The organism is Nocardioides cremeus (genome assembly GCF_030518195.1).
GTDB lineage: Bacteria > Actinomycetota > Actinomycetes > Propionibacteriales > Nocardioidaceae > Nocardioides > Nocardioides cremeus.
In genome coordinates, this window is sequence record NZ_JAULSC010000002.1 from 45,683 (window position 1) to 68,019 (window position 22,337).

Sequence of the window (22,337 nt, forward strand, 5' to 3'; positions counted from 1 at the left end):
GGCGGTGCACGATGCCCGACCACGTCGGTTCCTTCGGCACCCCGCCCAGCTGGTCGTCCTGGGCTTCGCGGGTGCCGTCGCTGTGGGCACCCTGCTGCTCCTCCTGCCGGTCTCGCGCACCGACACCGCCGGGGCCGACCTCGTCACGGCGCTCTTCACCGCCACCTCGGCCGTGTGCGTCACCGGTCTGGCCGTCGTGGACACCGGCACCTACTGGTCGGGCTTCGGCCAGGTGGTGGTGCTGGCGCTGATCCAGGTCGGTGGCTTCGGCATCATGACCCTGGCCTCGTTGCTCGGACTGCTGGTATGGCGCCGGATGGGTCTGCGCAGCCGGATCACGGCGATGACCGAGACCAAGGCGCTGGGCCTGGGCGACGTGCGCAGCGTGGTGCTGGGCGTCGCGCGCGTCAGCCTGCTGGTCGAGGCCGCCGTTGCGGTGCCGCTGGCGCTGCGGTTCTGGTGGGCCTACGACTACTCGCCCGGGCGGGCGGCGTACCTCGGTGTCTTCCACTCGGTCTCCGCCTTCAACAACGCCGGCTTCGCGCTGTGGTCGGACAGCCTGACCCGCTACGTCACCGACCCGTGGATCTGCCTGCCGATCGCCGCCGCCGTGATCCTCGGCGGTCTGGGGTTCCCGGTCGTGCTCGAGCTGCGGCGCCAGCTGCGCCGACCGCGGCGCTGGAGCCTGCACACCAAGATCACCGTCTCGGCGACGGTGGTGCTGCTGGTGGCCGGTACCGCCTTCGTCACCGCCAACGAGTGGCGCAACCCGGCCACGCTGGGCGCGCTCGACTCCGGTGCCGGCAGAGTGCTGGCCGGGTTCTTCCAGGCCGTGATGCCGCGCACGGCCGGCTTCAACTCTCTCGACTACGGCCAGATGTACGAGGGCACCCTGCTCGGCACCGTGGTGCTGATGTTCATCGGAGGCGGCTCGGCCGGCACCGCCGGCGGCATCAAGGTGACCACCTTCGTGCTGCTGTGGTTCGTGATCTGGGCCGAGGTGCGCGGCGAGCAGGACGTCGAGGCGTTCGGACGCCGCATCGACGACCGGGCCACCCGTCAGGCGCTGACGGTGGCGCTGCTGTCGGTCGGGGTGGTCTCCGCCGCGACCATCGCCCTGGTCGAGATGACCCGCCTGCCCACCCACCAGGTGCTCTTCGAGGCCGTCTCGGCCTTCGCCACGGTGGGGCTCTCGACCGGCATCACCGCCGACGTCGGCCGCGACGGGCACCTGGTCCTGACCCTGCTCATGTTCGTGGGCCGCCTGGGCCCGGTCACGCTGGTCTCCGCGCTCGCGCTGCGCGAGCGGCGGCGTGCCTACAGCCACCCCGAGGAGAGGCCGATCATTGGCTAGGAACAAGCACCGCGCCGAGGAGCACCGACCCCGCCGTCACCGTCACGGCGCCGCCGACGGCGGCGTCGTCGTGCTCGGGCTGGGCCGCTTCGGCAAGAGCCTGGCCCTCGAGCTGGTCGCCGAGGGCACCGAGGTGCTGGGCGTCGACGCCGACCCGCGCATCGTCCAGTCGCTCAGCGGCCGGCTGACCCACGTCGTCACCGCCGACACCACCAACGAGGAGGCCATGCGCCAGCTCTCGGTGGGCGACTTCGAGCGAGCCGTCGTCGGGGTGGGCAACGACCTCGAGGCCAGCATCCTCTCGGCCTCGGTGGCGCTCAACCTCGGCGTGCCGATGGTGTGGGCGAAGGCGATCAGCCAGGCCCACGCCCGCATCCTGACCCAGATCGGCGTGCACCACGTCGTGCGCCCCGAGCACGACATGGGCAAGCGGGTCGCCCACCTCGTCCGGGGACGGATGCTCGACTACATCGAGATCGACGACGGCTATGCCATGGTCAAGACGACACCGCCGGCAGCCATGCACGGCACCTCGCTGGCCGAGTCCGACGTCCGTCGCCGCTGGGGCGTGACCGTCGTCGGGGTCAAGAGCCCCGGCGCCGCGTTCACCTACGCGACCCCCGAGACGGTGCTGGTGGCCGGCGACGTGATCGTCGTCTCCGGTGCCCGCCAGGACGTGGAGCGCTTCAGCGACATGTGCTGAGCGTGGCGCACGGGCTCGGGCCGCGCCCCTGGGCACACTGTGCGGGTGCATCTCGGAGCCGCACGATCCCCCCGACCCGTCCGCCCCCGCCCGCGCCGGCTGCTGCCGGCGCTGGTGCTCGCCCTGGGCCTGGCCCTCGCCGTGCCGGCGACCGGCCACGCGGGTGTCGATCCCGACCCCGGACCCGACCCCGGGCCGGGCCCAGGGGCGGAGCCGCGCACCACGGTGCTCTCGGCCGACGCGCCCGCCCGGTACGCCGGCAGCCAGGTGCCGGTGCGCCTGGTGCTCACCGACGAGGCCGGTGCACCGGTCCCCGGCGCGGTGCTGCGTCTCGAGCGGCGCCGCGACGGCGTGTGGAGCGAGGTGCCGGCCGGGCCGACCGACGAGACCGGCACCGCGACCGCCGAGGTCGAGGCCGCCCGCGCGCCCAAGGACAACCGGGTGCGGGCGTCGTACGACGGCGACGAGGCGCATGCGGCCTCGGGCACCGGGATGGTGCGCCTGCCGCTGCGCCGCCGCAACGCCGACGTGCGCCTGCGCGGGCCGAGCAGCGTGGTCGACGAGCAGTCGGTGCGGCTGCGCCTGCGGGTCACCACCGGGGCGGGCGAGCCCGTCGAGGGGCCGGTGCGGCTGGAGCGCCGGGCCGGGCGCCGCTGGGTCGACCAGGAGCGGCTGCGCCTCGACGAGCGCGGCCGCGCCGCCACCAGGGTCGCCCCTCGCGAGGACACCCGCTACCGGGCCCGCGTGCTGCAGCGGCCCTGGCTGAGCAGCGGCACCAACCGTGCACCGCCTCGACAACCTGCCGCCGGGCACGCCGGTGGCGCTCCCGGCGGCGGCCCCGGGTCCGCGCCGGTCGCTGCCCGCGCAGCCCCGGGCCGTGGGGGAGGGGCCGCACGCGAAGGTCTCACGCATCCCGGACGGCGTCTGGAAGCAGATGACCGGCCGCAGCTGGCACGCCGGCTGCCCCGTGGGCCGTGACTCGCTGCGGCTGCTGCGCATCAACTACTGGGGCTACGACGGCTACCGGCACCGCGGCGAGCTGGTCGCGCACGCCGACGCCGTGGGCCGGATGAGCCGGGCGCTCGCCGACATGTACGCCCGTGAGCTGCCGATCCGGTCGATGTACCGCGTCGACCGGTTCGGCTGGTCGAAGCGGCTCAAGGGTGCCGACGACCACGCCTCGATGGCCGCCGGCAACACCTCGGCGTTCAACTGCCGCCAGGTGGTGGGCCGCCCCGGCGTGCGCTCGCCGCACTCGTGGGGCCGCTCGCTCGACGTGAACCCGTGGGAGAACCCCTACCGGACCTCCGGCGGCTGGCTGCCGACGGGCTGGTGGGTCGGTCGCAGCCACCCGAAGGTCGCCTGGCGCTCGGGCTCGCACGCCGTGGTGTCACTGATGCGCGGCCACGGGGTGCGCTGGACCTACGGCACCGCCGACGCCCACCACTTCGACGCCCGCCCCGCCGGCGGCCGCACCGCCGGTCGCGGTGACCGGCCCGACCTGCCGCCGGCGTGCGACCACGTGGTGTGCCACTGAACCGGGGTGGCCGGGCTGGTCGGGGTGGTGGCCGGGGCTAGCCTGCGGCCCATGAGCGACTGCGTCTTCTGCCGCATCGTGGCCGGCGACCTGGCGGCCGACCTGGTCCTCGAGACCGAGGATCTGGTCGGCTTCCTCGACCAGCGACCGGTCTTCAAGGGCCACGTGCTGCTGGTGCCCCGCGAGCACGTCGTCACCCTGCCCGACCTGCCGGCGCCGCTGCGCGACCCGTTCCTGGCCGCCGCCCAGCGCATCGCCACGGCCGTCGTCGACGAGCTCGGCGCGCAGGGCAGCTTCGTCGCGATCAACAACACCGTCAGCCAGTCGGTGCCCCACCTGCACCTGCACGTGGTGCCGCGCACCAAGGGCGACGGGCTGCGCGGGTTCTTCTGGCCGCGCCAGAAGTACGCCGACGGCGAGCGGGCGGCGTACGCCGCGAGGCTGCGCGCGGCGCTGGGATGAGTCGCGGCTATCGTGCAGACGGCGCGGTGACCGCATCGCGCGAGCGCGCCCTGCGCGCGCCGCAGACTTTCGAAGGAGTTGGGTAGCAGATGGGTCGTTTCGACGGACGCGTCGTCGTGGTCACCGGGGGAGCGCGGGGCATCGGCTTCGGCACCGCCACCCGTTTCGCCGAGGAGGGTGCCTCGGTCGCCATCGTCGACCTCGACGAGGCCGCCGCCTCCGAGGCCGCGGGCCGCCTGCCCCTGGTCGACGGCGCCAAGGCCGCCGGCATCGGCGCCGACGTCAGCAACGGCGAGTCGGTCGAGGCCGCGGTCACCCGCGTCGTCGAGGAGCTCGGCGGCATCCACGTGGTGGTCAACAACGCCGGCATCACCCGCGACAACCTGCTGTTCAAGATGACCGAGGACGACTGGGACCTCGTGATGGGCGTGCACCTCAAGGGCGCGTTCCTGATGACGAAGGCCGCCCAGAAGCACTTCGTGGAGCAGAAGTACGGCAAGATCGTGAACATCTCCAGCGTCTCGGCGCTGGGCAACCGCGGCCAGGCCAACTACTCCGCGGCCAAGATGGGCATCCAGGGCTTCACCCGCACCCTGGGCATCGAGCTGGGCCCCTTCGGCATCAACGCCAACGCCGTCGCCCCGGGCTTCATCGCCACCGAGATGACCGACGCCACCGCGGCCCGGCTCAAGATGGACGTCGACGAGTTCCGCGCCCTCTCGGCCGAGGCCAACCCGGTCAAGCGGGTCGGCTTCCCCGAGGACATCGCCGCAGCCGTGGCGTTCCTGGCCAGCGACGAGGCGTCCTACATCACCGGCCAGACCCTGTACGTCGACGGCGGCGCCAAGCTCGGCTGAGCCGCGCCCCGCTCCATCCCCCCGCGTCGCCCCACCCCCCGTCGTCCCCTGATCGGAGCCACCGTGCGCCCTGCACGCACCAGCCCCACCCGGCCGCGCCCGAACCCGCGGCGCAACCGTCCCCTCCGGGTCGGTGCGCTCGCCCTGGTGGCGAGCCTGGCCCTGGCGGCCTGCTCCTCCGACGACGGGGGCGGGGGCGACGACCCGGCCGCCGAGGGCCCCGAGGGCCAGAAGGTGAGCAAGGGCGCGACGCTCGACGCCACCTGGCCGCTGACCGGCCTGCTGGTCACCGGCTCGCAGTCGGCCGCCCGGGACCACCCCGTGATGGTGGTCAAGATGGACAACACCCCCTCGAGCGCCCCGCAGCGCGGGCTCGGCGCCGCCGACCTGGTCGTCGAGGAGCTCGTCGAGGGCGGGGTCACCCGGCTCGCGGCCTTCTACTACTCCGACATCCCCGGCACCGTCGGGCCGGTGCGCTCGATGCGCGCCAGCGACATCGGCATCGTCGCCCCGGCCGACGCCGCGGTGGTGACCAGCGGCGCCGCCCCGGTCACCCTGCAGCGGGTGCGGGGCGCCGGGATCACCTTCTTCTCCGAGGGCTCCAAGGGCTTCTTCCGCGACAACGCCCGCTCGGCGCCGTACAACCTCTTCACCGACCTCGAGGCCACCACCACCCTGGTCGAGGGTGCCGAGGAGCGCCCCGACGACTACCTGCCGTGGGGCGAGGCGAAGGACCTGCCGAAGGGCAAGCCGGCCACGTCGCTCTCCGCCGACTTCGGCAGCCAGACCACGACCTGGAGCCACGGCCCGAAGGGCTGGACCAACACCAACTCCTTCGCCGCCGCCGACGACCGGTTCCCGGCCGACACGGTGCTGGTGCTGCGGGTGCAGGTCGGCGACGCCGGCTACCGCGACCCGGCCGGCAACCCGGTGCCCGAGACCAAGCTCGAGGGCAAGGGCGAGGCACTGCTCTTCCACGACGGCCGGATGGTGCGCGGGCAGTGGTCGAAGGCCACGCTCGAGGCGCCGCTGGCGCTGAAGGTGGGCGGCAAGAGGCTCACGGTCCCCGCCGGACGGACCTGGGTCGAGCTGGTGCCCGCGGTGAGCGGGTCGGTCAGCTTCTCGCGCTGAGCCCGGCCCGACCCGGATCAGCCCGGGTCAGCCGGGGTCAGCTCGGCTGCTCGGGCAGCTCGACGCCGGCGTCGGCGAGGGCCTGGAAGCCGCTGATGATGAAGCCGATCGCGGTCTCGACCCGGGCCGCCGCGGCGATCGCGTCGTCGGAGCCGGCCACGGCCTCGCCGGCCGACGACATCGCGCCGAAGAAGATCCGGGCGAAGGTCTGCTGCATCTCCTCGTCGAGGTCCCAGGGGCCGGCGTGCAGCACCGCGCGCACGATGTCGAGCACGTTGGCGAAGGTGGAGCGCTCCTCCTGCTCGCGGAAGCGCTCGTAGCCCAGCACCGAGGGCCCCTCCTGGATCACGATGCGCCGGTACGTCGGGTCCTGGACGACGACGAGGAAGGCTTCGAGGCCCGCCCGGGCCTTGGTCCACGGGTCGCGGTTCTCCTTCAACGACTTCTGGATGGCGCGCGAGGCCTCGGCCTCGACCCGCTCGAAGACGGCCTCGAAGAGCGCCTGCTTGCCGGAGAAGTGGTGGTAGAGCGCGCCCTTGGTGACCTCGGCGCCACCGACGATGGCATCGAGGGAGGTGCCGGCGTAGCCGTGCTCGGTGAAGAGCTCCTCGGCGACGTCCACGAGGGCGCGCTTGGTCGAGGCGGAGTACTGCTGGCGGCGGGTGCCGCCCACCCCGGGCACGCCCGGCACCTTCGGCACCAGCTTGTGGACGGAGGACTTCGGCATGGGTCCACCTTAGGGACCCGCCTGTGCCGACCGTCACGTCGACTGGCCGCTGCGGTGGTCAGGATCACGGCCGGGCCACCCCTCCATCCATTGCATACCGACGGTACGTCTCCGTACTCTCGGTATGTACTCAAGGTGTGTGAACCTTGACCGACACAGGAGACACCCATGACCTGGAACTCGTATCGCCACCGCGGGGAGACCCTCCGTCGCGTGATCGCCAGCGCCGATCTCCGACGCGACGGCCGCCTGCCGATGGACCTCGAGGGCGTCGCCGATGCCTTCGGCTCCGAGCTCGACCTGCTCGGCGCGCTGCAGCTGCGCTGGCACACCCGCCTCGCCGGCCGCATCGAGCGCGAGCTGGTCGAGGACCCGATGGACCTCGAGCGGGCCGTGGTCGCCGCGTGGCGGGCCACCGCCGACGAGCTGCCCGGCGTGCGGGCCATCGTCGACCAGCACCGCGAGCACCCCCTCGACGAGGAGATGGCCGCCGCGATGACCCGCGCGGAGGCCAAGGAGCGGGCCTTCCTGGCCGTGATGGCCGGCCGCGCCAGCGCCAGCGACGCCGGCGCCGCCCGGGTCGGTGCCCGCCTCGAGACCGCCGCCCGCGCCGGGTGGCACCCCCAGTCGGTGGACCTGCAGCCCGAGCGTCCTACGCTGCTGCACCGGCTCCGCGCGGCGCTCGCCGCCTGAGTCGCCCCTGATCCGGCCCGGACCTCCCACCGGGCCGTCCGACAGCCCCCGCCCGCGCGTCTCCCTCCCTCCCTGACGCGCTGCCGGGGGCTGTCCCCTTCCCCGCGCCCCGTTGGTCGAGCAGGGAGGAGCGCCAGCGGGCACCGTTGGTCGAGCAGTGAGGAGCGCCAGCGACGAGCGATGCCGAGACCCCGCGAGGTGACCGCCCGCCGCGACCACTCGCCGTACGCCATGGGGTCGCCGGGTTTCGGCGTCGCTCGAGCCTTCGGCCCTTGCTGCTCAACCAACGGCGCGGGTGGGCAGACCTCTCCTACGTCCGCCGGTGGAAACTGACCTGGTTGTCTCCGCCGACATCCGCCTCGTACTCAGGATCGTGAATCCGCCGGTGGTGGTAGGGACACAACAAGCGTCCCCGGGCGAGGTCGGTGTGGCCGTGGCAGGACCAGGGGTCGTCGTGGTAGGCGTGGCACATCGCCGGCGGGGCGTCGCAGCCGCGGGCGGTGCAGCCACCGTCCCGGATGCCCATCGCGACCCGCTGGGCCGGGGTGAAGTACCGCCTCGCCCGCCCCACGTCGAGCGGCTGGCTGCCACCGCCCAGCACGACGGGGACGACGCCGGCCTCGCACGCGAGGCGGCGTGCGGTCGCGGCGCTGATCCGGTCGCCGGTGTCGAGCGTGGCGGCCGCCAGGCCGTCTTTCAGGGAGTCGAGGGTCATGGTCACCACGACGGTCGCGTTGACGCCACCGGCCTTGGGCAGCTCGTGGGGGTCGAGGCGTTCGACGAGCTCCACGAACGCGGCACCGAGTCGCTGCGCGGTCGGGCGGCGCGCCGGCACCGGCGCCTCGCTCTGCTCCTCCTGAGCCTCGCGGGTGGCGATCTGGTGCTTGGGGGCGGCGAAGGCGAGCAGGGCTCGCTCCAGCATCTGCCCGACGAGTAGCGGCACGGTGAAGGATCCCTTGATCCGGCCGTGGCCGTCCTCGCGCATCCGGAACACCGCGGACTTCTCCGCCTCGCGCTCCTCGCGGTCGAGCTGTTCGGCCTCCCACGCCTCGGCCACCTGGGGCGCGACCACCTCGAGGATCCGGCGGCCCAGCACCCGCAGGCCCTTGGCGTCGTGGACCTCCGCGAAGGCGACGAGCGCCTTGGTCGCCTGCTCCAGCACCGACGGGTCGAGGTCGTCGGGCAGCTCGTCCAGCGCGGTGCAGATCACCGACGCCTGCTCCGCGACCATCTCGCCACGACCGAGCGCCTCCCGCACCACGTCGTACCGACTTAGACCCGCAGCCAGGCGTACCTGGCGGAACGACTCCCGCTTCGTCGACCTCGTCGCGTTGGAGTGCCACACCGCAACCGACGGCGACGCATTCGTCTCCGCCACCGCCACTGTCTCGGCATGCGACAACAGCTGCGAGCGCACCTCCACCAGCCGCGCCTCGGCCCGCGCGATCTCGACCAACGTCTGCGCAGTGGCCTCCTGGCTCATCGACCAGACCGGCACCTCTGCCACGTCGTCGAGCGCCGAGTGCACACGCGCGACAGCACCGCCGATGGGGTGCGCCGCGGTGGTGGCCATGAGTGAAGTATCTCAGGGCCCACCGACAAAGCACCAGGTCAGAAGCCGTTTTCCACAGGCAGATCGAAAACTTTTTCGAGATACTCAAGAGGGTGCAAAAGTGACTGCTCGATGGTGCGGAAGTGACTGCTCGGCCATGATGGGGCCATGTCGAACGAGGCGCGCGCCGGGATGCTGCTGGTGGCCAGTCCCGCGCTGCTGGACCCCAACTTCGCCGACACCGTGATCCTGCTGCTCGACGCCGACGACGAGGGTGCGCTCGGGGTGGTGCTGAACCGACCGACGCCCGTGCCGGTGGCGGAGGTGCTGGCCGACTGGAGCCCGGTGGTCGCCGAGCCCGACGTGCTCTTCCAGGGCGGCCCGGTCAGCACCGAGGGCGCGCTGGCGGTGGCCCACCTGGCCGGCGCCGCGCCGGGCGTCGAGCCGGCCCCAGCGCCCGGCTACCGACCGCTGACCCCGACCCTGGGCCTGGTCGACCTCGACACCCCGGTCGAGCTGCTCGCCGGCCACCTCGACGCGCTGCGGATCTTCGCGGGCTACGCCGGCTGGGGCGCCGGCCAGCTCGACGACGAGATCGCCGAGGGCAGCTGGTACGTCGTGCCCGCCCACGACGACGACGTGTTCCGCGAGGAGACCACCGAGCTGCGCCGCGAGGTGATGCGCCGCCAGCCCGGCGAGCTGGCCTGGCACTCCACCCGCCCGGCCGATCCCGACCTGAACTGAACGGCCTTCTCGCGTAGGGTGGTCTCTCGTGAGCAGCTTCGGATTCGGGACCGGCACCGCCGTCGAGGAGGACCTCCGGCAGGACCGTCGCACGGTCCCGACCGACGAGGGCGACCACGAGCGCTTCTCGCACTACGTCGACAAGGACAAGCTGACCGAGGCGATGGTGATGGGCACGCCCGTCATCGCCCTGTGCGGCAAGGTCTGGGTGCCCAGCCGCTCCCCGGAGAAGTTCCCGGTCTGCCCCGACTGCAAGGAAGTGTGGGACTCCTTCAACGACGGCGGCTCCGGCGGCTCTGGCGGTTCCGACGCGTGACGGGCTCCCACCAGCCGGACCTCCCCCTCGACGACGGGTCCGGCCCCTCGCTGACGCCCGCGCTGCCCCCGGCCTGGCCCGAGCGCGCCGCGTGGGGCACGGCCCCCTCGCTGCGCGCCTGGCAGCAGGCGGCGATGGAGAAGTACTTCTCCGAGCAGCCCCGCGACTTCCTCGCCGTGGCCACGCCCGGCGCCGGCAAGACCACCTTCGCGCTCTCGGTGGCCGCCGAGCTGCTGGGACGCCGGCTCATCGACCGGGTCACGGTCGTGGCGCCGACCGAGCACCTCAAGACCCAGTGGGCGCAGGCCGCCGAGCGCGCCGGCATCCCCATCGACCCGACGTACGCCGCCGGCAAGGGCCGCACCTCGCAGGACTACGTCGGCATCGCGGTCACCTACGCCGGCGTGGCGGTCAACCCGCTGGCGATGCGGATCCGCACCGAGCGGTTCAAGACCCTGGTCATCCTCGACGAGGTGCACCACGCCGGTGACGCGCTCTCCTGGGGCGAGGGGGTCCGCGAGGCGTTCGAGCCGGCCGCGCGGCGCCTGGCCCTGACCGGCACGCCGTTCCGCTCCGACGTCAACCCCATCCCGTTCGTCAGCTACGCCCCCGGCCCCGACGGCATCCCGCGCTCGGCGGCCGACTTCACCTACGGCTACTCCCACGCGCTGGCCGACCACGTGGTCCGCCCCGTGCTCTTCCTGGCCTACTCGGGCGAGATGAACTGGCGCACCCGTGCCGGCGACGAGGTCGCCGCGCGCCTGGGCGAGCCGCTGACCAAGGACCTGACCAACCAGGCGCTGCGCACCGCCCTCGACCCGGAGGGCTCCTGGATCCCCTCGGTGCTCGCCGCGGCCGACAAGCGGCTCTCCGAGGTACGCCGCCACGTGCCCGACGCCGGCGGACTGGTGATCGCCACCGACCAGGACAGCGCCCGCTCCTACGCCAAGACGCTGCGCAAGATCACCGGCGAGGCCGCCACCGTAGTGCTCTCCGACGAGAAGGCGGCCTCGAAGAAGATCAGCGCCTTCGCCGCCGACGACTCCCGCTGGATGGTCGCGGTCCGGATGGTCTCCGAGGGCGTCGACGTGCCCCGCCTGGCCGTCGGCGTGTGGGCCACCACCACCTCGACCCCGCTGTTCTTCGCCCAGGCGGTCGGGCGCTTCGTGCGGGCCCGGACCCGCGGCGAGATCGCCTCGATCTTCCTGCCCTCGGTGCCGCGCCTGCTCTCCTTCGCCTCCGAGATGGAGGTCGAGCGCGACCACGTGCTGGGCCGCAAGGTCACCGACGAGGACGACATCTTCGCCGCCGAGGACGACCTGCTGGCCCAGGCCAACGCGAGCGAGTCGGCCTCCTCGGAGGAGCAGTCGCTGTCGTTCGAGGCGATCGGCTCCGAGGCGCGCTTCGACCACGTGCTCTACGACGGCGCCACCTTCGGCCACGAGGGGGAGGTGCAGGTCGGCTCCGAGGAGGAGATGGACTTCCTGGGCATCCCCGGGCTGCTCGAGCCCGGCCAGATGCGCGACCTGCTGCGCCAGCGCCAGTCCGACCGGGCGCGCAAGCAGAAGCCCGTGACCCCCGCGGCCGCGACCGCGGCCCCCAGCGTGGAGCAGGTCTCCACCCACGAGCAGCTGGCGGTGCTGCGCCGCGAGCTCAACGGCCTGGTCGCCGCGTGGTTCCACCGCACCGGCCAGGCCCACGGCATCACCCACGCCGCGCTGCGCAAGGAGTGCGGCGGACCGGCCGCGGCCATCGCCAACGCCGAGCAGCTGCGCGCGCGCATCGACCGGGTGCGCGAGTGGGCGGCCCGCAAGTCGGGCTGAGCCGGCCGGCCGCACGCCCTAGACTCCAGCTGTGCCGGCCGAGACCTCCCAGACCCTCGACCGCGGGCTGCTGGTCCTCGAGACGCTCGCCGGCTCGGCCGGCGGGCTGACCGTCACCGAGCTCGCCACCAAGCTGGGCGTCAACCGCACCGTGGTGTACCGGCTCGTGGCCACCCTCGAGCAGCACAGGCTCGTACGCCGCGACGCCCGCGGCCGCCTGCACGTCGGCCTCGGCGTGCTGCACCTGGCCTCGGCCGTGCAGCCGGTGCTGCGCGACCTGGCCGGGCCGGTGCTGCGCCGCCTCGCCGAGACCGTGGGCTGCACCGCGCACCTGACCGTCGCCGAGGGCGCCGAGGCGCTCGCCGTCGCCGTGGTCGAGCCGTCGTGGACCGACTTCCACGTCGGCTACCGCGTCGGCACCCGGCACCCCCTGGCCCAGGGCGCCGCGGGCCGGGCCGTGCTGCTGGCGCGCCGGGGGCGTGCGGGTGCGGCGTACTCGGTGACGGAGGGCGAGCTGCAGACCGGCGCCCGCGGCCTGGCCGCGCCCGTGCGCGACGTCGACGGGCTCGAGGCCAGCGTCGGCATCGTCACGCTCGGCGTCCTCGACGAGCGCACGGTCAGCCAGGCGGTCATCGCCGCCGCCGACGAGGTCGCGGCGCTGCTCTCGGGCCGCGAGGGCTGAGGCCGGGGCCGCTCAGCGCCCCCTTGCCGTCGCAGTCCCAGTCGAAGTCGCGGTCGTCGTCGCGGCCCGGGCCAGCGGCAGGGTGCGGTAGCCGACCTGGGTGGCCAGCGCGATGACGGTCGAGGACCGGGTGATCGCGGGGTGCGCCAGCACGCGGTCGATGACGCGCTGCAGGTCGGCGTTGGAGCAGGCCACCACCCGCGCGAACAGGTCGCCGGCGCCGGTGATGGTGTGCACCTCCAGCACCTCGGCGATCTGGGAGAGGTGCTCGCCGACCAGGTCGTGCCCGCTGGCACCCGACGACTCCCCGGCGCCCGAGGTGCCGACGTCCTGGCGGATCTCCAGGGTCAGGAACGCGGTGACCGGGTAGCCCAGCGCGGCGGGGGAGAGGTCCGGGCCCCACCCGGTGACCACCCCGCGCTCGACCAGCTTGTCGAGCCGCGCCTGCACGGTGCCGCGGGCCACGCCGAGCCGGCGCGAGGCCTCGAGCACGCCGATGCGTGGCTCGCTGCTGAAGAGGTCGATCAACCTGACGTCCAGCTCGTCCACGAGGCGCCTCCTGACTGTGCAACCTGCCCAGCGTGTCGGCGTACTGTTGCACACTCTGCCCTGCCTGACCACGCTGTCCCCATGACCACCACGCACGAGACCCCCACCACCGGCGGCGCCCTCACCGAGGACGAGCTCAAGGCCGACCTGACCCTCGACCAGCTGCGCCAGCTCGTCGGCCTCGTCGAGTACGACGCCAGCAGCGACCCGTTCCCGGTCACCGCGATGGACGCCGTGTGCTTCGTGGTCGGCAACGCCACCCAGACCGCGACCTTCTACCAGCTGGCCTTCGGGATGGACCTCGAGGCCTACCGCGGCCCCGAGACCGGGCTGCGCGACGCCAAGGTCTACGTGCTGCGCTCGGGCAGCGCGCGCTTCGTCTTCGCCGGCGGCGTCACCCCCGACAGCCCGCTGCTCGAGCACCACCGCAAGCACGGCGACGGCGTCGTCGACCTGGCCCTCGAGGTGCCCGACGTCGACCGCTGCATCGAGCACGCCCGCTCGGTCGGGGCCACCATCCTCGACGAGCCCTACGACATCTCCGACGAGCACGGAACGGTGCGGATGGCAGCCATCGCGACGTACGGCGAGACCCGCCACAGCCTGGTCGACCGCTCGCGCTACACCGGCCCCTACCTGCCCGGCTTCGAGGCGCGCACGACCGCGGTGACCCGCCGCGAGGGTCACCCGCGCCGGCTCTTCCAGGCCGTCGACCACTGTGTCGGCAACGTCGAGCTCGGCCGGATGGACGAGTGGGTGGAGTTCTACAACAAGGTCATGGGCTTCACGAACATGGCCGAGTTCATCGGTGACGACATCGCCACCGACTACTCCGCGCTGATGTCGAAGGTCGTGGCCAGCGGCAACCACCGCGTGAAGTTCCCGCTCAACGAGCCCGCGATCGCGAAGAAGAAGTCGCAGATCGACGAGTACCTGGAGTTCTACGACGGCGCGGGCTGCCAGCACATCGCGCTGGCTACCGGCGACATCCTGCGATCGGTCGACATCCTGCGCGACAACGGGATCGCCTTCCTCGACACCCCCGACTCCTACTACGACGACCCGGCCCTGCGTGAGCGGATCGGCGAGGTGCGGGTGCCGATCGAGGAGCTGAAGAAGCGCGGCATCCTGGTCGACCGCGACGAGGACGGCTACCTCCTGCAGATCTTCACCAAGCCGATCGGCGACCGACCCACGGTCTTCTACGAGCTCATCGAGCGGCACGGCTCGCTCGGCTTCGGCAAGGGCAACTTCAAGGCGCTCTTCCAGGCGATCGAGCGCGAGCAGGAGCTGCGCGGCAACCTCTGAGCGGTCTGTCGGTGGTGGGTGGCCGGTGGGCGCTCGCCGGGGTGATCCGGATCACCACCCGCGACACCCATCCGTTCCCGTCGGGCCCCGCGAACCCCCTGTGTACGAAGCAACAGTCTCGACACAGACAGGGAGAGCACCCATGCGCTCGACCACCAGCACCCACCGCACCACCGGCACCCGTCGCGTCCGTCGCGTCGTGGGGGGCCTCGCGGCGACCGCGCTGGTCGCCCTGCCGCTCACCGCCTGCGGCACCGAGGAGGACGCCGGTGACGCCGCAGCCGCGGCCACCACCTCCGAGTCCTCCGAGTCCTCCGAGGCCGGTGCGCCCGAGCCCGTCGCGGCCATCGAGTCGCTCACCGGCGAGGACACCCAGATCACCCTCGACCAGGGCTTCCTCGACGCACTGACCCAGCTCAAGCTGCAGCCGGGCACGATCGGGGAGGCGACCCTCGAGGGCGCCGAGCTCAGCTTCCCGATCACCGGCGGCAACGTGACCGTCTTCGAGCCGGGCGCCGTGTCGCCGTACGTCATCGGCCAGCTGCAGCACGTCTCCTCCGGGCTCTCGCTGAGCGCCGGCGACACCACCGTGCAGCTCGAGAACCTCAACGTCGACCCGGGCGTCTCCCGCGTCTACGGCGACGTCCTGGTCAACGGCAAGGTCGCCGTCGAGAGCGCGTTCCTCTTCCAGCTCGACGGTCGCACGCTCAACCCCCTCGAGGTCCAGGGCGACCAGGCGATCCTCGAGGGCACCGAGGTCAAGATCTCGGAGCCCGCCGCCGGGCTGCTGAACGACACGTTCGGCACCGACGCGGTCGAGGCCGGCCTGCTCGTCGGCATCGCGGAGATCACGGTCGACCTGCCCGCCTGAGCGGCTCGACCCATCCGGGAGGGGGGACGGTGACGAACAGTCACCGTCCCCCTTGCTCCCTCCGAACGGATCCCGTCATGGCCCTGCGCCCGCCCTCCCGTCACCTGCGCCGGCTCGCCGCCGGCGCCGCCGTGCTCGCCCTAGCCCTGCCGCTGTCGGCCTGCGGCGACGACGCCGATGCCTCGAGCGATGCCCCGCCGCAGCCCGTCGCCGAGATCGCCGCCGTCAAGGGCAAGAACACCGCCATCAAGCTCGACAAGGGCTTCACCGACGCGCTCGGCTCGCTGGGCCTGACGCCCGGCGTCACCGGTGGCGCCAAGCTGGTCAAGGGCTCGCTGGTCTTCCCGATCAGCGGCGGCAACGTCTCGGTCTTCACCCCGGGCGAGGTCTCGCCGTACGTCATCGGCCAGCTGCAGCACGAGGGCTCGGGGCTCACCCTGGCCGCCGGCGGCACGACCGTGCGGCTGAGCAACTTCAACGTCGACCCCGGCGTGTCCCGGGTGTACGGCGACGTGGCCGTCAACGGCCAGACCGCCGTCACCAGCGCCTACCTCTTCCGGCTCGACGGCCGCACGCTGAACGAGCTCGCCACCATCAAGGACGGCAAGTTCGCGGTGCTCGAGGGCACCAAGGTCTTCATCTCCGACGTGGCCGCCGGCCTGCTCAACGACACCTACGGCACCAAGGCGGTCACCGACCAGCTGCTCGTCGGCATCGCCAAGATCACCGTCAACACCAAGTCCGGCTGACAACCGGGCTGGGGCTGCCGCTCCAGGGGTGATCGTCGGGCAGGATCGCGGGCATGAGCACCCGCATCGCGTTCCTGCGCGCCATCAACCTCGGGGCCAAGCGGAAGTTCCCGCGCGACGACGTGGTGGCCGCGGTCGAGGGCGCCGGCTTCACCGGCGTGCTGACCCACCTCAACACCGGCAACGTGCGGCTGGAGACCTCGATGCGCTCCACCGCCCGCATCGAGGCCGCCCTGGAGGCGGCGTTCCTGGCCGACCGCGGCTTCGAGGTCCCCACGCTCGTGCTCACCCCCGACGAGCTGCGCGAGGTTGACGCCGCCGCCACGGCGATCGAGCACGACGGCCACCACTACGTCGCGCTGCTGCGCGAACGCCCCGCACCCGAGGCGCTCGCGGCGCTGCAGGCCCGGGCGGGGGAGGGGGAGCGGGTGGTCCTCGGTGGCCGCGCCGTGCACCTGCTCGTCGGCGCCGACGGCGTGCACGGCATGCGGCTCGGCAACAACCTCGTCGAGAAGGTGCTGGGCACGGTCGCCACCACCCGCAACCCCACCGTGCTGCGCACGCTCGTCGAGCGCTGGTGCTGACACGGCGACGTCTTCGCCGTTCGAGTGACCCGCCAGGCACGCCCGGGCCACCTCAGGAGGTGCCTGGGGGGTCACTCGACCCGGCGGATCCCTGGGTCAGGCGGAGGCCATGGGGGCGCCCTGCGCCTGCGGCTCGCGCGGCAGGTCACGGACGCTGCGCGAGAGCAGGGTCAGCAGGGCGACCGCCGTCAGCAGCAGACCGGCCACCAGCATCACCCGCTGCAGCCCGAAGGCGACCGCGAGCGGCCCGGCCAGCAGCTGGCCCAAGGGGATCGCTGCGAACGACCCGAGCGCGTCGTAGGAGAAGGCCCGAGACAGCATGTCGGGCGGCACGTTCTCCTGCATCGCCAGGTTCCACGCCAGCTCGAAGACGCCGATGCCGGCCCCGGCGCCGAGCGCGGCCAGCAGCGCGATGCCCAGGTCGTCGGTGAGACCGAGAGCGATGAGCGGGGCGCCGTACGCCGCCGTGCCGAGCATGCCCCAGAAGAGGGGGCGCTCCAGCCGCACCCGCAGCAGCACCAGCCCGGCCACCAGCAGCCCGAGGGCCTCGGCCGACAGGATGAGCCCCCAGCCGCGCTCGCCGAGCGCGGAGCCCTTGGCCAGGGCCGGACCGAGGGTGAAGAAGCCGCCCTGGTGGACCGCGCAGATCATGCTGAAGGCCAGCACGACCACCCACAGCCAGGGCGTGGTGCGGAAGTAGGTCCACCCCTCGCGCAGGTCGACGAGGGCCGACGAGCCGGCCGCGCGCACCGGGCGGGGCAGGCGGATGCGCGAGAGCAGCGCCGCGGCGCCCAGGTAGGTCACGCCGTCGACCCCCAGTGCCCAGCCGGGCCCGACGCCGACCACGAGCAGGCTCGACACCGTCGGGCCGACGACTGCCAGGCCGCCGCCGGCCATCGAGACCAGCACGTTGGCCGGTTGCAGCTGGTCGCGTGGCACCAGCTGGGGCAGTACTCCTGCCAGCGCCGGCAGGGCGGCTGCGGCCGCGACGCCGTTGACCGCGGTGAGCAGCACGACGTGCCAGATCTGGGCCTCGCCGGTGATGACGAGCGCTGCGATGGTGAGCTGGCTGAGCCCGGCCACGACGTTGGAGCTCTGGATGACGAGGGTGCGTCCGAACCGGTCGGCCAGCACGCCGCCGACGAGCAGGAAGACCACCATCGGGATGCTGTGCGCGGCCAGCACCACGCCCAGGGCGGTGGGGGAGTCGCTGATCTGCAGCACCGCGAAGGCCAGCGCGACCGGCGCCATCAGGGCGCCCATCAGGTTGACGACGCGGGAGGCGAAGTAGAGGCGGAAGTTGCGCTCGCCCAGCGGTGCCAGCGCGCCGGTGCTGCTCATCGCCCGGCCCCGCCATCTGCTTCGTCTGCGCCCTCGGCAGCAGCCACGTCGTCGTCCATCCGGAAGGCCAGGGCGGTGGCGCTCACGTGCACGGTCCCCTCGGTGCGCGGCGGTCGGTTGCGCTCGTGCACCAGCCGCGAGGCGCGCATCAGCAGCTCGAGCACCTCCTCCCAGGTCTCCTCGTCGACCCAGCCCTCGAGGTCGCTGCTCAGGCCGGGGGTGGAGGGCCGGCGCGACCGGCTGCGCCGCTCGAGCTCCTTGCCCAGGGCGCGCAGGTACGCCGAGGGCGCGCCCGGCCGGCGCTGGGCCCCCGGCTCGCCCGGCTCCAGGTCGCGCTCGTGCGGGTAGCGGTAGCGCTTGGCCACGCCCCCGCGGATCTTCTCCTCGCCGTCGACGACCAGCTCGTCGGCATCGGCCAGCAGACGCAGGTGGTAGCTGGCGTTGGCGTGGGTCAGGCCGAGCTCGCGCGCCACCTCGGCCGCGCTCATCGCCGTCCCGGTCAGCAGCGAGAGGATCCGCAGCCGCACCGGGTGGGCGATGGCCCGCATGGCCGCGATCTCGTCCGTCATCTCACCCTCCAAGAAGTCTTGGACAGTAGTAGACGCTGCCCTGCTCGCGACTGTCAAGCAGTTATTGGGGAGTCGCGGACGAGCGGTCACTTCTGCACCATCGACCAGTCACTTTCAGCCCACAGCGGGGTGCAGAAGTGACCGGTCGGTGGTGCGAAGGTGACTGCTCGTGCACCTACTCGCCGCGGAAGACCGGACGGCGGCGCTCGGAGAAGGCGGCCATCCCCTCGGCGACGTCGGCGGTGCGCATCAGCACGCTCTGGCCGCTGCGCTCGCGCTCGAGGGCGTCCTCGAGGGGGAGCAGGGTGGCGGCGTTGACGGCCTTCTTGGTGGCGGCCAGGGCCAGCGGCGGCCCGGAGGCCAGGCGCCGGGCCAGGGTGGCGACCAGGTCGGCGAGCTCGTCGTCGGCGACCAGGTGGGTGACCAGCCCGGCGTCGTAGGCCTCCTGGGCCGAGAGCGGCTCGGCGAGCAGCGCCATCCGCATCGCCCGCGCGCGGCCGATCGACGCGGCGACGGTGGCCGAGGCGCCGCCGTCGGGCATGAAACCGATGCGCGTGAAGGCCAGCAGGTACGACGACGACGCGGCCGCGACGCTGAGGTCGGCCGCCAGCGCCAGCGAGCACCCGACACCCGCGGCGATGCCGTTCACGGCCGCCAGCACCGGCCGGTCGCAGGCCACGACCGCGCGCACCACCCGGTTGGTCACGTCCATGGCGCGCACGTCGAAGCGCTCGTGGGCGGCCTCGCCGCTGATGTCGGCGCCGGTGCAGAAGGCGGGCCCGGTGCCGGTGAGCACCACCACGCGCACGTCGTCGCGCGCCGGCACCGACTCGAGCAGGTCGGCCAGGCCCAGCATCATCTCCCCGGACACGGCGTTGAAGACCTCGGGCCGGTCGAAGCGTGCGGTCAGCACCCCGTCGGCGAGGTCGACCGCCAAGCCGGGGACGGAGCCCTGGTCAGGCAACCTGCACCCCGTGGGCCTCGAGGTCGCTGAGCGCGGCGGTCGTGGTCTCGGGCGCGACGCCGGCGCACAGCTGGCTCAGCAGCCGGGTGTCGAACCCGGCCGCGACCGCGTCGAGGGCGGTCGCACGCACGCAGTGGTCGGTGGCCAGCCCGCAGACGTCGACCTCGGTCACGCCGCGCCGGCGCAGCCAGTCGGCCAGCGTGGCGCCGTCGTCGTCGTGGCCCTCGAAGCCCGAGTACGCCGCCTCGTGGCGGCCCTTGAGGAAGACGGCCTCGAAGGGCGTGGGGTCGAGGTCGGGGTGGAACTGCTCGCCGTCGGTGCCGACCTCGCAGTGCACCGGCCACGAGGTGGCGAAGTCGGGCTCGCTCGACCAGTGCTCGCCGGGGTCGACGTGGTGGTCCTTGGTGGCCACCACGTGGTCCCAGCCGGGAGCCTCGGGTCCGCCCGCCACCCACTGCTTGAGGAGGGCGTCGACGTCGCGCGCCACCTGCCCGCCCCCGGTCACGGGCAGCGAGCCGCCCTCGCAGAAGTCGTTCTGCACGTCCACGACGATCAGTGCTCGGGTCATGGCGCGACCCTAGCCACGAGCCGGTGCGGCGGCATCCACCCGCTCGGTGGGCAGCACCGGCCGGCCGCGGCCCAGCGACTGCGCGGCCAGCGGCAGCTCCTCGCGGGAGGCGTGGTGGCGCTCGCGGGCCTGCGCGAGCGGCTCGCGGCCCACCACCTCGCCGCCGCGCACCAGGTCGACCAGCAGGTCGCGGGAGTCGGCGCCGGGCGCCGGCGCCTCGCCGGTGCCGACCACCTCCGCCTCGGCCCACCCGTCGGCGCCGATGCGGCGCTGCGCCCACTTGCGGCCACCGAAGGAGGCCTTCTTGCTGCTGCGCTTGGCCACCGGCTCCAGGTCGCCGTGCCGGTCCTCGCGGGCCACGAGCTTGTAGACCATCCCGCAGGTCGGGTGCCCGCTGCCGGTGACCAGCTGGGTGCCGACGCCGTACCCGTCGACGGGGGCGGCGGCCAGGGCCGCGATCGCGTACTCGTCGAGGTCGCTGGTCACCACGATGCGCGTCTCCTGCGCACCGAGCGAGTCGAGCTGGGCGCGCACCTGGTGGGCGAGCACCGCGAGGTCGCCGGAGTCCAGGCGCACCGCGCCGAGCCCGGGCCCGGCGACCTCGACGCCCAGGCGCACCGCCTCGGCCACGTCGTAGGTGTCGACCAGCAGCGTCGTGCCGACCCCCAGCGAGTCGACCTGGGCGCGGAACGCGTCGGCCTCGCTGTCGTGCAGCAGCGTGAAGCTGTGCGCCGAGGTGCCGGTCGAGGGGACCCCCCACCGCTGCCGGGCGGCGAGGTTCGAGGTCGCCTCGAACCCCGCGACGTACGCCGCCCTGGCCGCGGCCACCGCCGCCTCCTCGTGGGTGCGCCGCGAGCCCATCTCGATGCACGGGCGCTCGCCGGCGGCGCGGGTCATCCGCGAGGCCGCCGCGGCGATGGCCGAGTCGTGGTTGTAGATCGAGAGCAGCAGGGTCTCGAGCAGCACGGCCTCGGCGAAGCTCGACTCGACCTGCAGCAGCGGGGAGCCGGGGAAGTAGGTCTCGCCCTCGGCGTAGCCGCGCACGTCGCCGGAGAAGCGGTAGGAGGCCAGCCACGACAGGGTGCGGTCGTCGACGACCCCGTCGAGCGCGGCCAGCGACTCCTCCTCGAAGCGGAACGACTCCAGCGCCTCGAGCGCCCGCCCGACCCCGGCGAGCACGCCGTAGCGGCGCCCGTCGGGCAGCGAGCGCGAGAACAGCTCGAAGACGCACCGCCTCTCGGCGGTGCCGGCGGCCAGGGCGGCCTGCAGCATCGTCAGCTCGTAGTGGTCGGTGAGCAGCGCGGTCGACCCGGTCACGTGCCCACCCTAGGGATCACCCGTCGCCGCTGTGCAAGCATGGTGGCGTGTCCGCGCCCAGCCCGGTCGAGGTCGAGCCGACCACGACCCCCGACGAGCTCCTCAGCCCCGCGACCCCGTGGGTGACGATCGTGTGGAACGACCCGGTCAACCTGATGAGCTACGTCGCCTACGTCTTCCGCTCCTACTTCGGCTACTCCAAGAAGAAGGCGGAGAAGCTGATGATGCAGGTCCACGAGGAGGGTCGCTCAGTGGTCTCGGCGGGCAGCCGCGAGGAGATGGAGCGCGACGTGCAGGCCATGCACGAGTACGGCCTGTGGGCCACGATGCAGAAGGACGACTGAGCCGTGAGCGCCTTCGCACGCCACCGCCGCAGCAAGCGGGTGATCGCCACGTTCACCGGCTTCGAGGCCGACCTGCTGCGCTCGCTGGCCTCGCAGCTCGTCGAGCTGCTGCGCAACGAGGCGGCCGTGCCCGACGACGACCGCGACCCCCTCGAGGCGATGATGGACTTCTCGGGGCCCACCACCGCGCCCGACGACCCGGTGCTGGCCCGGCTCTTCCCGACCGCCTACACCGAGGACGAGGAGGCGGCCGGCGAGTTCCGCCGCTTCACCGAGGGCGCGCTGCGCGACAGCAAGGCCGCCGCTGCCTGCTCGATCATCGACACCCTCGAGGAGGCCGGGCTGCCGCACGAGCTCGACGAGGACGGGCTGATGATCGACGTCGAGCTCGAGCACGACGTGGCCACCAGGTGGCTGCGCTCCTTCGCCGACCTGCGCCTGGCGCTGGCCACCCGCCTCGACGTCGAGGAGGGCGACGAGGACTACTGGCTCTCGCTGCCCGAGGACGACCCGCGCTCGCAGGCCCACGACATCTACGAGTGGGTCGGCTACCTGCAGGAGACCCTGGTCGACGCCCTGAGCCATTGAGGGG

26 protein-coding genes are annotated in these 22,337 nt (G+C 73.1%); 18 read left to right on the plus strand and 8 right to left on the minus strand.

Annotated elements, in window-relative coordinates:
• Window positions 1-4 precede the first annotated feature (4 nt).
• From QWJ41_RS03120 to QWJ41_RS03150, 7 genes are all read left to right on the plus strand, one after another.
• The gene (locus QWJ41_RS03120) at window positions 5-1,354 is read left to right on the plus strand and encodes a TrkH family potassium uptake protein (protein WP_302705715.1); all 1,350 of its coding nucleotides are present in this window, start codon (window positions 5-7) and stop codon (window positions 1,352-1,354) included.
• On the plus strand, window positions 1,347-2,057 hold the full coding sequence (locus tag QWJ41_RS03125) for a potassium channel family protein (RefSeq protein WP_302705716.1): 711 nt from the start codon (window positions 1,347-1,349) through the stop codon (window positions 2,055-2,057). Before QWJ41_RS03120 ends, QWJ41_RS03125 begins: the two co-directional genes overlap by 8 nt.
• Before the next feature lie 45 nt (window positions 2,058-2,102).
• The gene (locus QWJ41_RS03130) at window positions 2,103-3,035 is read left to right on the plus strand and encodes a hypothetical protein (RefSeq protein WP_302705717.1); all 933 of its coding nucleotides are present in this window, start codon (window positions 2,103-2,105) and stop codon (window positions 3,033-3,035) included.
• Entirely contained in the window at window positions 2,992-3,594 is a 603-nt protein-coding gene (locus QWJ41_RS03135; RefSeq protein ID WP_302705718.1) for a M15 family metallopeptidase, read from the plus strand. The genes QWJ41_RS03130 and QWJ41_RS03135 overlap by 44 nt, the downstream gene beginning before the upstream one ends.
• 51 nt (window positions 3,595-3,645) lie before the next feature.
• Complete coding sequence (locus QWJ41_RS03140) at window positions 3,646-4,056, plus strand: HIT family protein (protein WP_302705719.1); 411 nt, start codon at window positions 3,646-3,648, stop codon at window positions 4,054-4,056.
• An 89-nt stretch (window positions 4,057-4,145) separates the two neighbouring features.
• Entirely contained in the window at window positions 4,146-4,913 is a 768-nt protein-coding gene (locus tag QWJ41_RS03145) for an SDR family NAD(P)-dependent oxidoreductase (RefSeq protein WP_193669152.1), read from the plus strand.
• A 63-nt stretch (window positions 4,914-4,976) separates the two neighbouring features.
• The gene (locus QWJ41_RS03150) at window positions 4,977-6,044 is read left to right on the plus strand and encodes a DUF3048 domain-containing protein (protein ID WP_302705720.1); all 1,068 of its coding nucleotides are present in this window, start codon (window positions 4,977-4,979) and stop codon (window positions 6,042-6,044) included.
• 37 nt (window positions 6,045-6,081) lie between these two features.
• Here QWJ41_RS03150 and QWJ41_RS03155 read toward each other — a convergent pair whose 3' ends face one another.
• On the minus strand, window positions 6,082-6,771 hold the full coding sequence (locus tag QWJ41_RS03155) for a TetR/AcrR family transcriptional regulator (protein WP_302705721.1): 690 nt from the start codon (window positions 6,769-6,771) through the stop codon (window positions 6,082-6,084).
• 168 nt (window positions 6,772-6,939) lie between these two features.
• Here QWJ41_RS03155 and QWJ41_RS03160 point away from each other — a divergent pair, with 168 nt between their 5' ends.
• Window positions 6,940-7,464: a hypothetical protein gene (locus QWJ41_RS03160; protein WP_302705722.1), complete on the plus strand. Its 525-nt coding sequence runs from the start codon at window positions 6,940-6,942 to the stop codon at window positions 7,462-7,464.
• A 310-nt stretch (window positions 7,465-7,774) separates the two neighbouring features.
• Here QWJ41_RS03160 and QWJ41_RS03165 read toward each other — a convergent pair whose 3' ends face one another.
• Window positions 7,775-9,037 (minus strand): HNH endonuclease signature motif containing protein, encoded by a 1,263-nt coding sequence (locus QWJ41_RS03165; protein WP_302705723.1) that lies wholly within the window; start codon window positions 9,035-9,037, stop codon window positions 7,775-7,777.
• 147 nt (window positions 9,038-9,184) lie between these two features.
• Between QWJ41_RS03165 and QWJ41_RS03170 the strand changes: the two genes are divergently transcribed.
• From QWJ41_RS03170 to QWJ41_RS03185, 4 genes are all read left to right on the plus strand, one after another.
• Window positions 9,185-9,760 carry a YqgE/AlgH family protein gene (locus QWJ41_RS03170; protein ID WP_302705724.1) on the plus strand — a complete coding sequence of 192 codons (576 nt, stop codon included), beginning with the start codon at window positions 9,185-9,187 and terminating at the stop codon, window positions 9,758-9,760.
• A gap of 28 nt (window positions 9,761-9,788) precedes the next feature.
• A complete protein-coding gene (locus QWJ41_RS03175; protein WP_302705725.1) occupies window positions 9,789-10,076 on the plus strand; it encodes a DUF3039 domain-containing protein in 288 nt (95 codons plus the stop codon).
• A 134-nt stretch (window positions 10,077-10,210) separates the two neighbouring features.
• Window positions 10,211-11,899 (plus strand): DEAD/DEAH box helicase, encoded by a 1,689-nt coding sequence (locus tag QWJ41_RS03180; protein ID WP_439117303.1) that lies wholly within the window; start codon window positions 10,211-10,213, stop codon window positions 11,897-11,899.
• Window positions 11,900-11,930: 31 nt separating this feature from the next.
• The gene (locus tag QWJ41_RS03185; protein WP_302705726.1) at window positions 11,931-12,581 is read left to right on the plus strand and encodes an IclR family transcriptional regulator; all 651 of its coding nucleotides are present in this window, start codon (window positions 11,931-11,933) and stop codon (window positions 12,579-12,581) included.
• 12 nt (window positions 12,582-12,593) lie between these two features.
• Here QWJ41_RS03185 and QWJ41_RS03190 read toward each other — a convergent pair whose 3' ends face one another.
• A complete protein-coding gene (locus tag QWJ41_RS03190) occupies window positions 12,594-13,130 on the minus strand; it encodes an Lrp/AsnC family transcriptional regulator (RefSeq protein ID WP_302705727.1) in 537 nt (178 codons plus the stop codon).
• An 81-nt stretch (window positions 13,131-13,211) separates the two neighbouring features.
• Here QWJ41_RS03190 and hppD point away from each other — a divergent pair, with 81 nt between their 5' ends.
• The 4 genes from hppD to QWJ41_RS03210 all read left to right on the plus strand — a co-directional run bounded on the left by hppD (window position 13,212) and on the right by QWJ41_RS03210 (window position 16,642).
• The gene (hppD, locus tag QWJ41_RS03195) at window positions 13,212-14,438 is read left to right on the plus strand and encodes a 4-hydroxyphenylpyruvate dioxygenase (RefSeq protein ID WP_302705728.1); all 1,227 of its coding nucleotides are present in this window, start codon (window positions 13,212-13,214) and stop codon (window positions 14,436-14,438) included.
• 142 nt (window positions 14,439-14,580) lie between these two features.
• Entirely contained in the window at window positions 14,581-15,309 is a 729-nt protein-coding gene (locus QWJ41_RS03200; protein WP_302705729.1) for a hypothetical protein, read from the plus strand.
• A 77-nt stretch (window positions 15,310-15,386) separates the two neighbouring features.
• Complete coding sequence (locus QWJ41_RS03205) at window positions 15,387-16,058, plus strand: hypothetical protein (RefSeq protein WP_302705730.1); 672 nt, start codon at window positions 15,387-15,389, stop codon at window positions 16,056-16,058.
• Window positions 16,059-16,111: 53 nt separating this feature from the next.
• Entirely contained in the window at window positions 16,112-16,642 is a 531-nt protein-coding gene (locus tag QWJ41_RS03210; RefSeq protein WP_302705731.1) for a DUF1697 domain-containing protein, read from the plus strand.
• A gap of 96 nt (window positions 16,643-16,738) precedes the next feature.
• Here the strand turns inward: QWJ41_RS03210 and QWJ41_RS03215 are convergent, their stop codons facing one another.
• The 5 genes from QWJ41_RS03215 to QWJ41_RS03235 form a co-directional block, all read right to left on the minus strand.
• A complete protein-coding gene (locus QWJ41_RS03215; protein WP_302705732.1) occupies window positions 16,739-17,983 on the minus strand; it encodes an MFS transporter in 1,245 nt (414 codons plus the stop codon).
• Window positions 17,980-18,552, minus strand: a complete 573-nt coding sequence (locus QWJ41_RS03220; RefSeq protein WP_302705733.1) for an ArsR/SmtB family transcription factor — start codon at window positions 18,550-18,552, stop codon at window positions 17,980-17,982. Before QWJ41_RS03220 ends, QWJ41_RS03215 begins: the two co-directional genes overlap by 4 nt.
• A 175-nt stretch (window positions 18,553-18,727) precedes the next feature.
• Window positions 18,728-19,489 (minus strand): enoyl-CoA hydratase, encoded by a 762-nt coding sequence (locus QWJ41_RS03225; RefSeq protein WP_302705734.1) that lies wholly within the window; start codon window positions 19,487-19,489, stop codon window positions 18,728-18,730.
• A 19-nt stretch (window positions 19,490-19,508) separates the two neighbouring features.
• Entirely contained in the window at window positions 19,509-20,084 is a 576-nt protein-coding gene (locus QWJ41_RS03230) for an isochorismatase family protein (protein WP_302705735.1), read from the minus strand.
• 9 nt (window positions 20,085-20,093) lie between these two features.
• Window positions 20,094-21,401 (minus strand): nicotinate phosphoribosyltransferase, encoded by a 1,308-nt coding sequence (locus tag QWJ41_RS03235; RefSeq protein ID WP_302705736.1) that lies wholly within the window; start codon window positions 21,399-21,401, stop codon window positions 20,094-20,096.
• 47 nt (window positions 21,402-21,448) lie between these two features.
• On the opposite strand from QWJ41_RS03235, the gene clpS reads away from it, so the two are divergent.
• Both clpS and QWJ41_RS03245 read left to right on the plus strand, forming a co-directional pair.
• On the plus strand, window positions 21,449-21,745 hold the full coding sequence (gene clpS / locus QWJ41_RS03240) for an ATP-dependent Clp protease adapter ClpS (protein WP_193667732.1): 297 nt from the start codon (window positions 21,449-21,451) through the stop codon (window positions 21,743-21,745).
• Between the two features lie 3 nt (window positions 21,746-21,748).
• Window positions 21,749-22,333 carry a DUF2017 domain-containing protein gene (locus QWJ41_RS03245; RefSeq protein ID WP_302705737.1) on the plus strand — a complete coding sequence of 195 codons (585 nt, stop codon included), beginning with the start codon at window positions 21,749-21,751 and terminating at the stop codon, window positions 22,331-22,333.
• The last annotated feature ends 4 nt before the right edge of the window (window positions 22,334-22,337 follow it).

Coding starts and splice junctions, on each gene's coding strand:
- QWJ41_RS03160 (WP_302705722.1), top strand. CDS start 6,940: ATGACCTGGAACTCGTATCGCCACCGCGGGGAGACCCTCCGTCGCGTG.
- QWJ41_RS03135 (WP_302705718.1), top strand. CDS start 2,992: ATGACCGGCCGCAGCTGGCACGCCGGCTGCCCCGTGGGCCGTGACTCG.
- QWJ41_RS03180 (WP_439117303.1), top strand. CDS start 10,211: ATGGAGAAGTACTTCTCCGAGCAGCCCCGCGACTTCCTCGCCGTGGCC.
- QWJ41_RS03220 (WP_302705733.1), bottom strand. CDS start 18,552: ATGACGGACGAGATCGCGGCCATGCGGGCCATCGCCCACCCGGTGCGG.
- hppD (WP_302705728.1), top strand. CDS start 13,212: ATGACCACCACGCACGAGACCCCCACCACCGGCGGCGCCCTCACCGAG.
- QWJ41_RS03230 (WP_302705735.1), bottom strand. CDS start 20,084: ATGACCCGAGCACTGATCGTCGTGGACGTGCAGAACGACTTCTGCGAG.
- QWJ41_RS03205 (WP_302705730.1), top strand. CDS start 15,387: ATGGCCCTGCGCCCGCCCTCCCGTCACCTGCGCCGGCTCGCCGCCGGC.
- QWJ41_RS03200 (WP_302705729.1), top strand. CDS start 14,581: ATGCGCTCGACCACCAGCACCCACCGCACCACCGGCACCCGTCGCGTC.
- QWJ41_RS03210 (WP_302705731.1), top strand. CDS start 16,112: ATGAGCACCCGCATCGCGTTCCTGCGCGCCATCAACCTCGGGGCCAAG.
- QWJ41_RS03145 (WP_193669152.1), top strand. CDS start 4,146: ATGGGTCGTTTCGACGGACGCGTCGTCGTGGTCACCGGGGGAGCGCGG.
- QWJ41_RS03165 (WP_302705723.1), bottom strand. CDS start 9,037: ATGGCCACCACCGCGGCGCACCCCATCGGCGGTGCTGTCGCGCGTGTG.
- QWJ41_RS03215 (WP_302705732.1), bottom strand. CDS start 17,983: ATGAGCAGCACCGGCGCGCTGGCACCGCTGGGCGAGCGCAACTTCCGC.
- QWJ41_RS03155 (WP_302705721.1), bottom strand. CDS start 6,771: ATGCCGAAGTCCTCCGTCCACAAGCTGGTGCCGAAGGTGCCGGGCGTG.
- QWJ41_RS03140 (WP_302705719.1), top strand. CDS start 3,646: ATGAGCGACTGCGTCTTCTGCCGCATCGTGGCCGGCGACCTGGCGGCC.
- QWJ41_RS03170 (WP_302705724.1), top strand. CDS start 9,185: ATGTCGAACGAGGCGCGCGCCGGGATGCTGCTGGTGGCCAGTCCCGCG.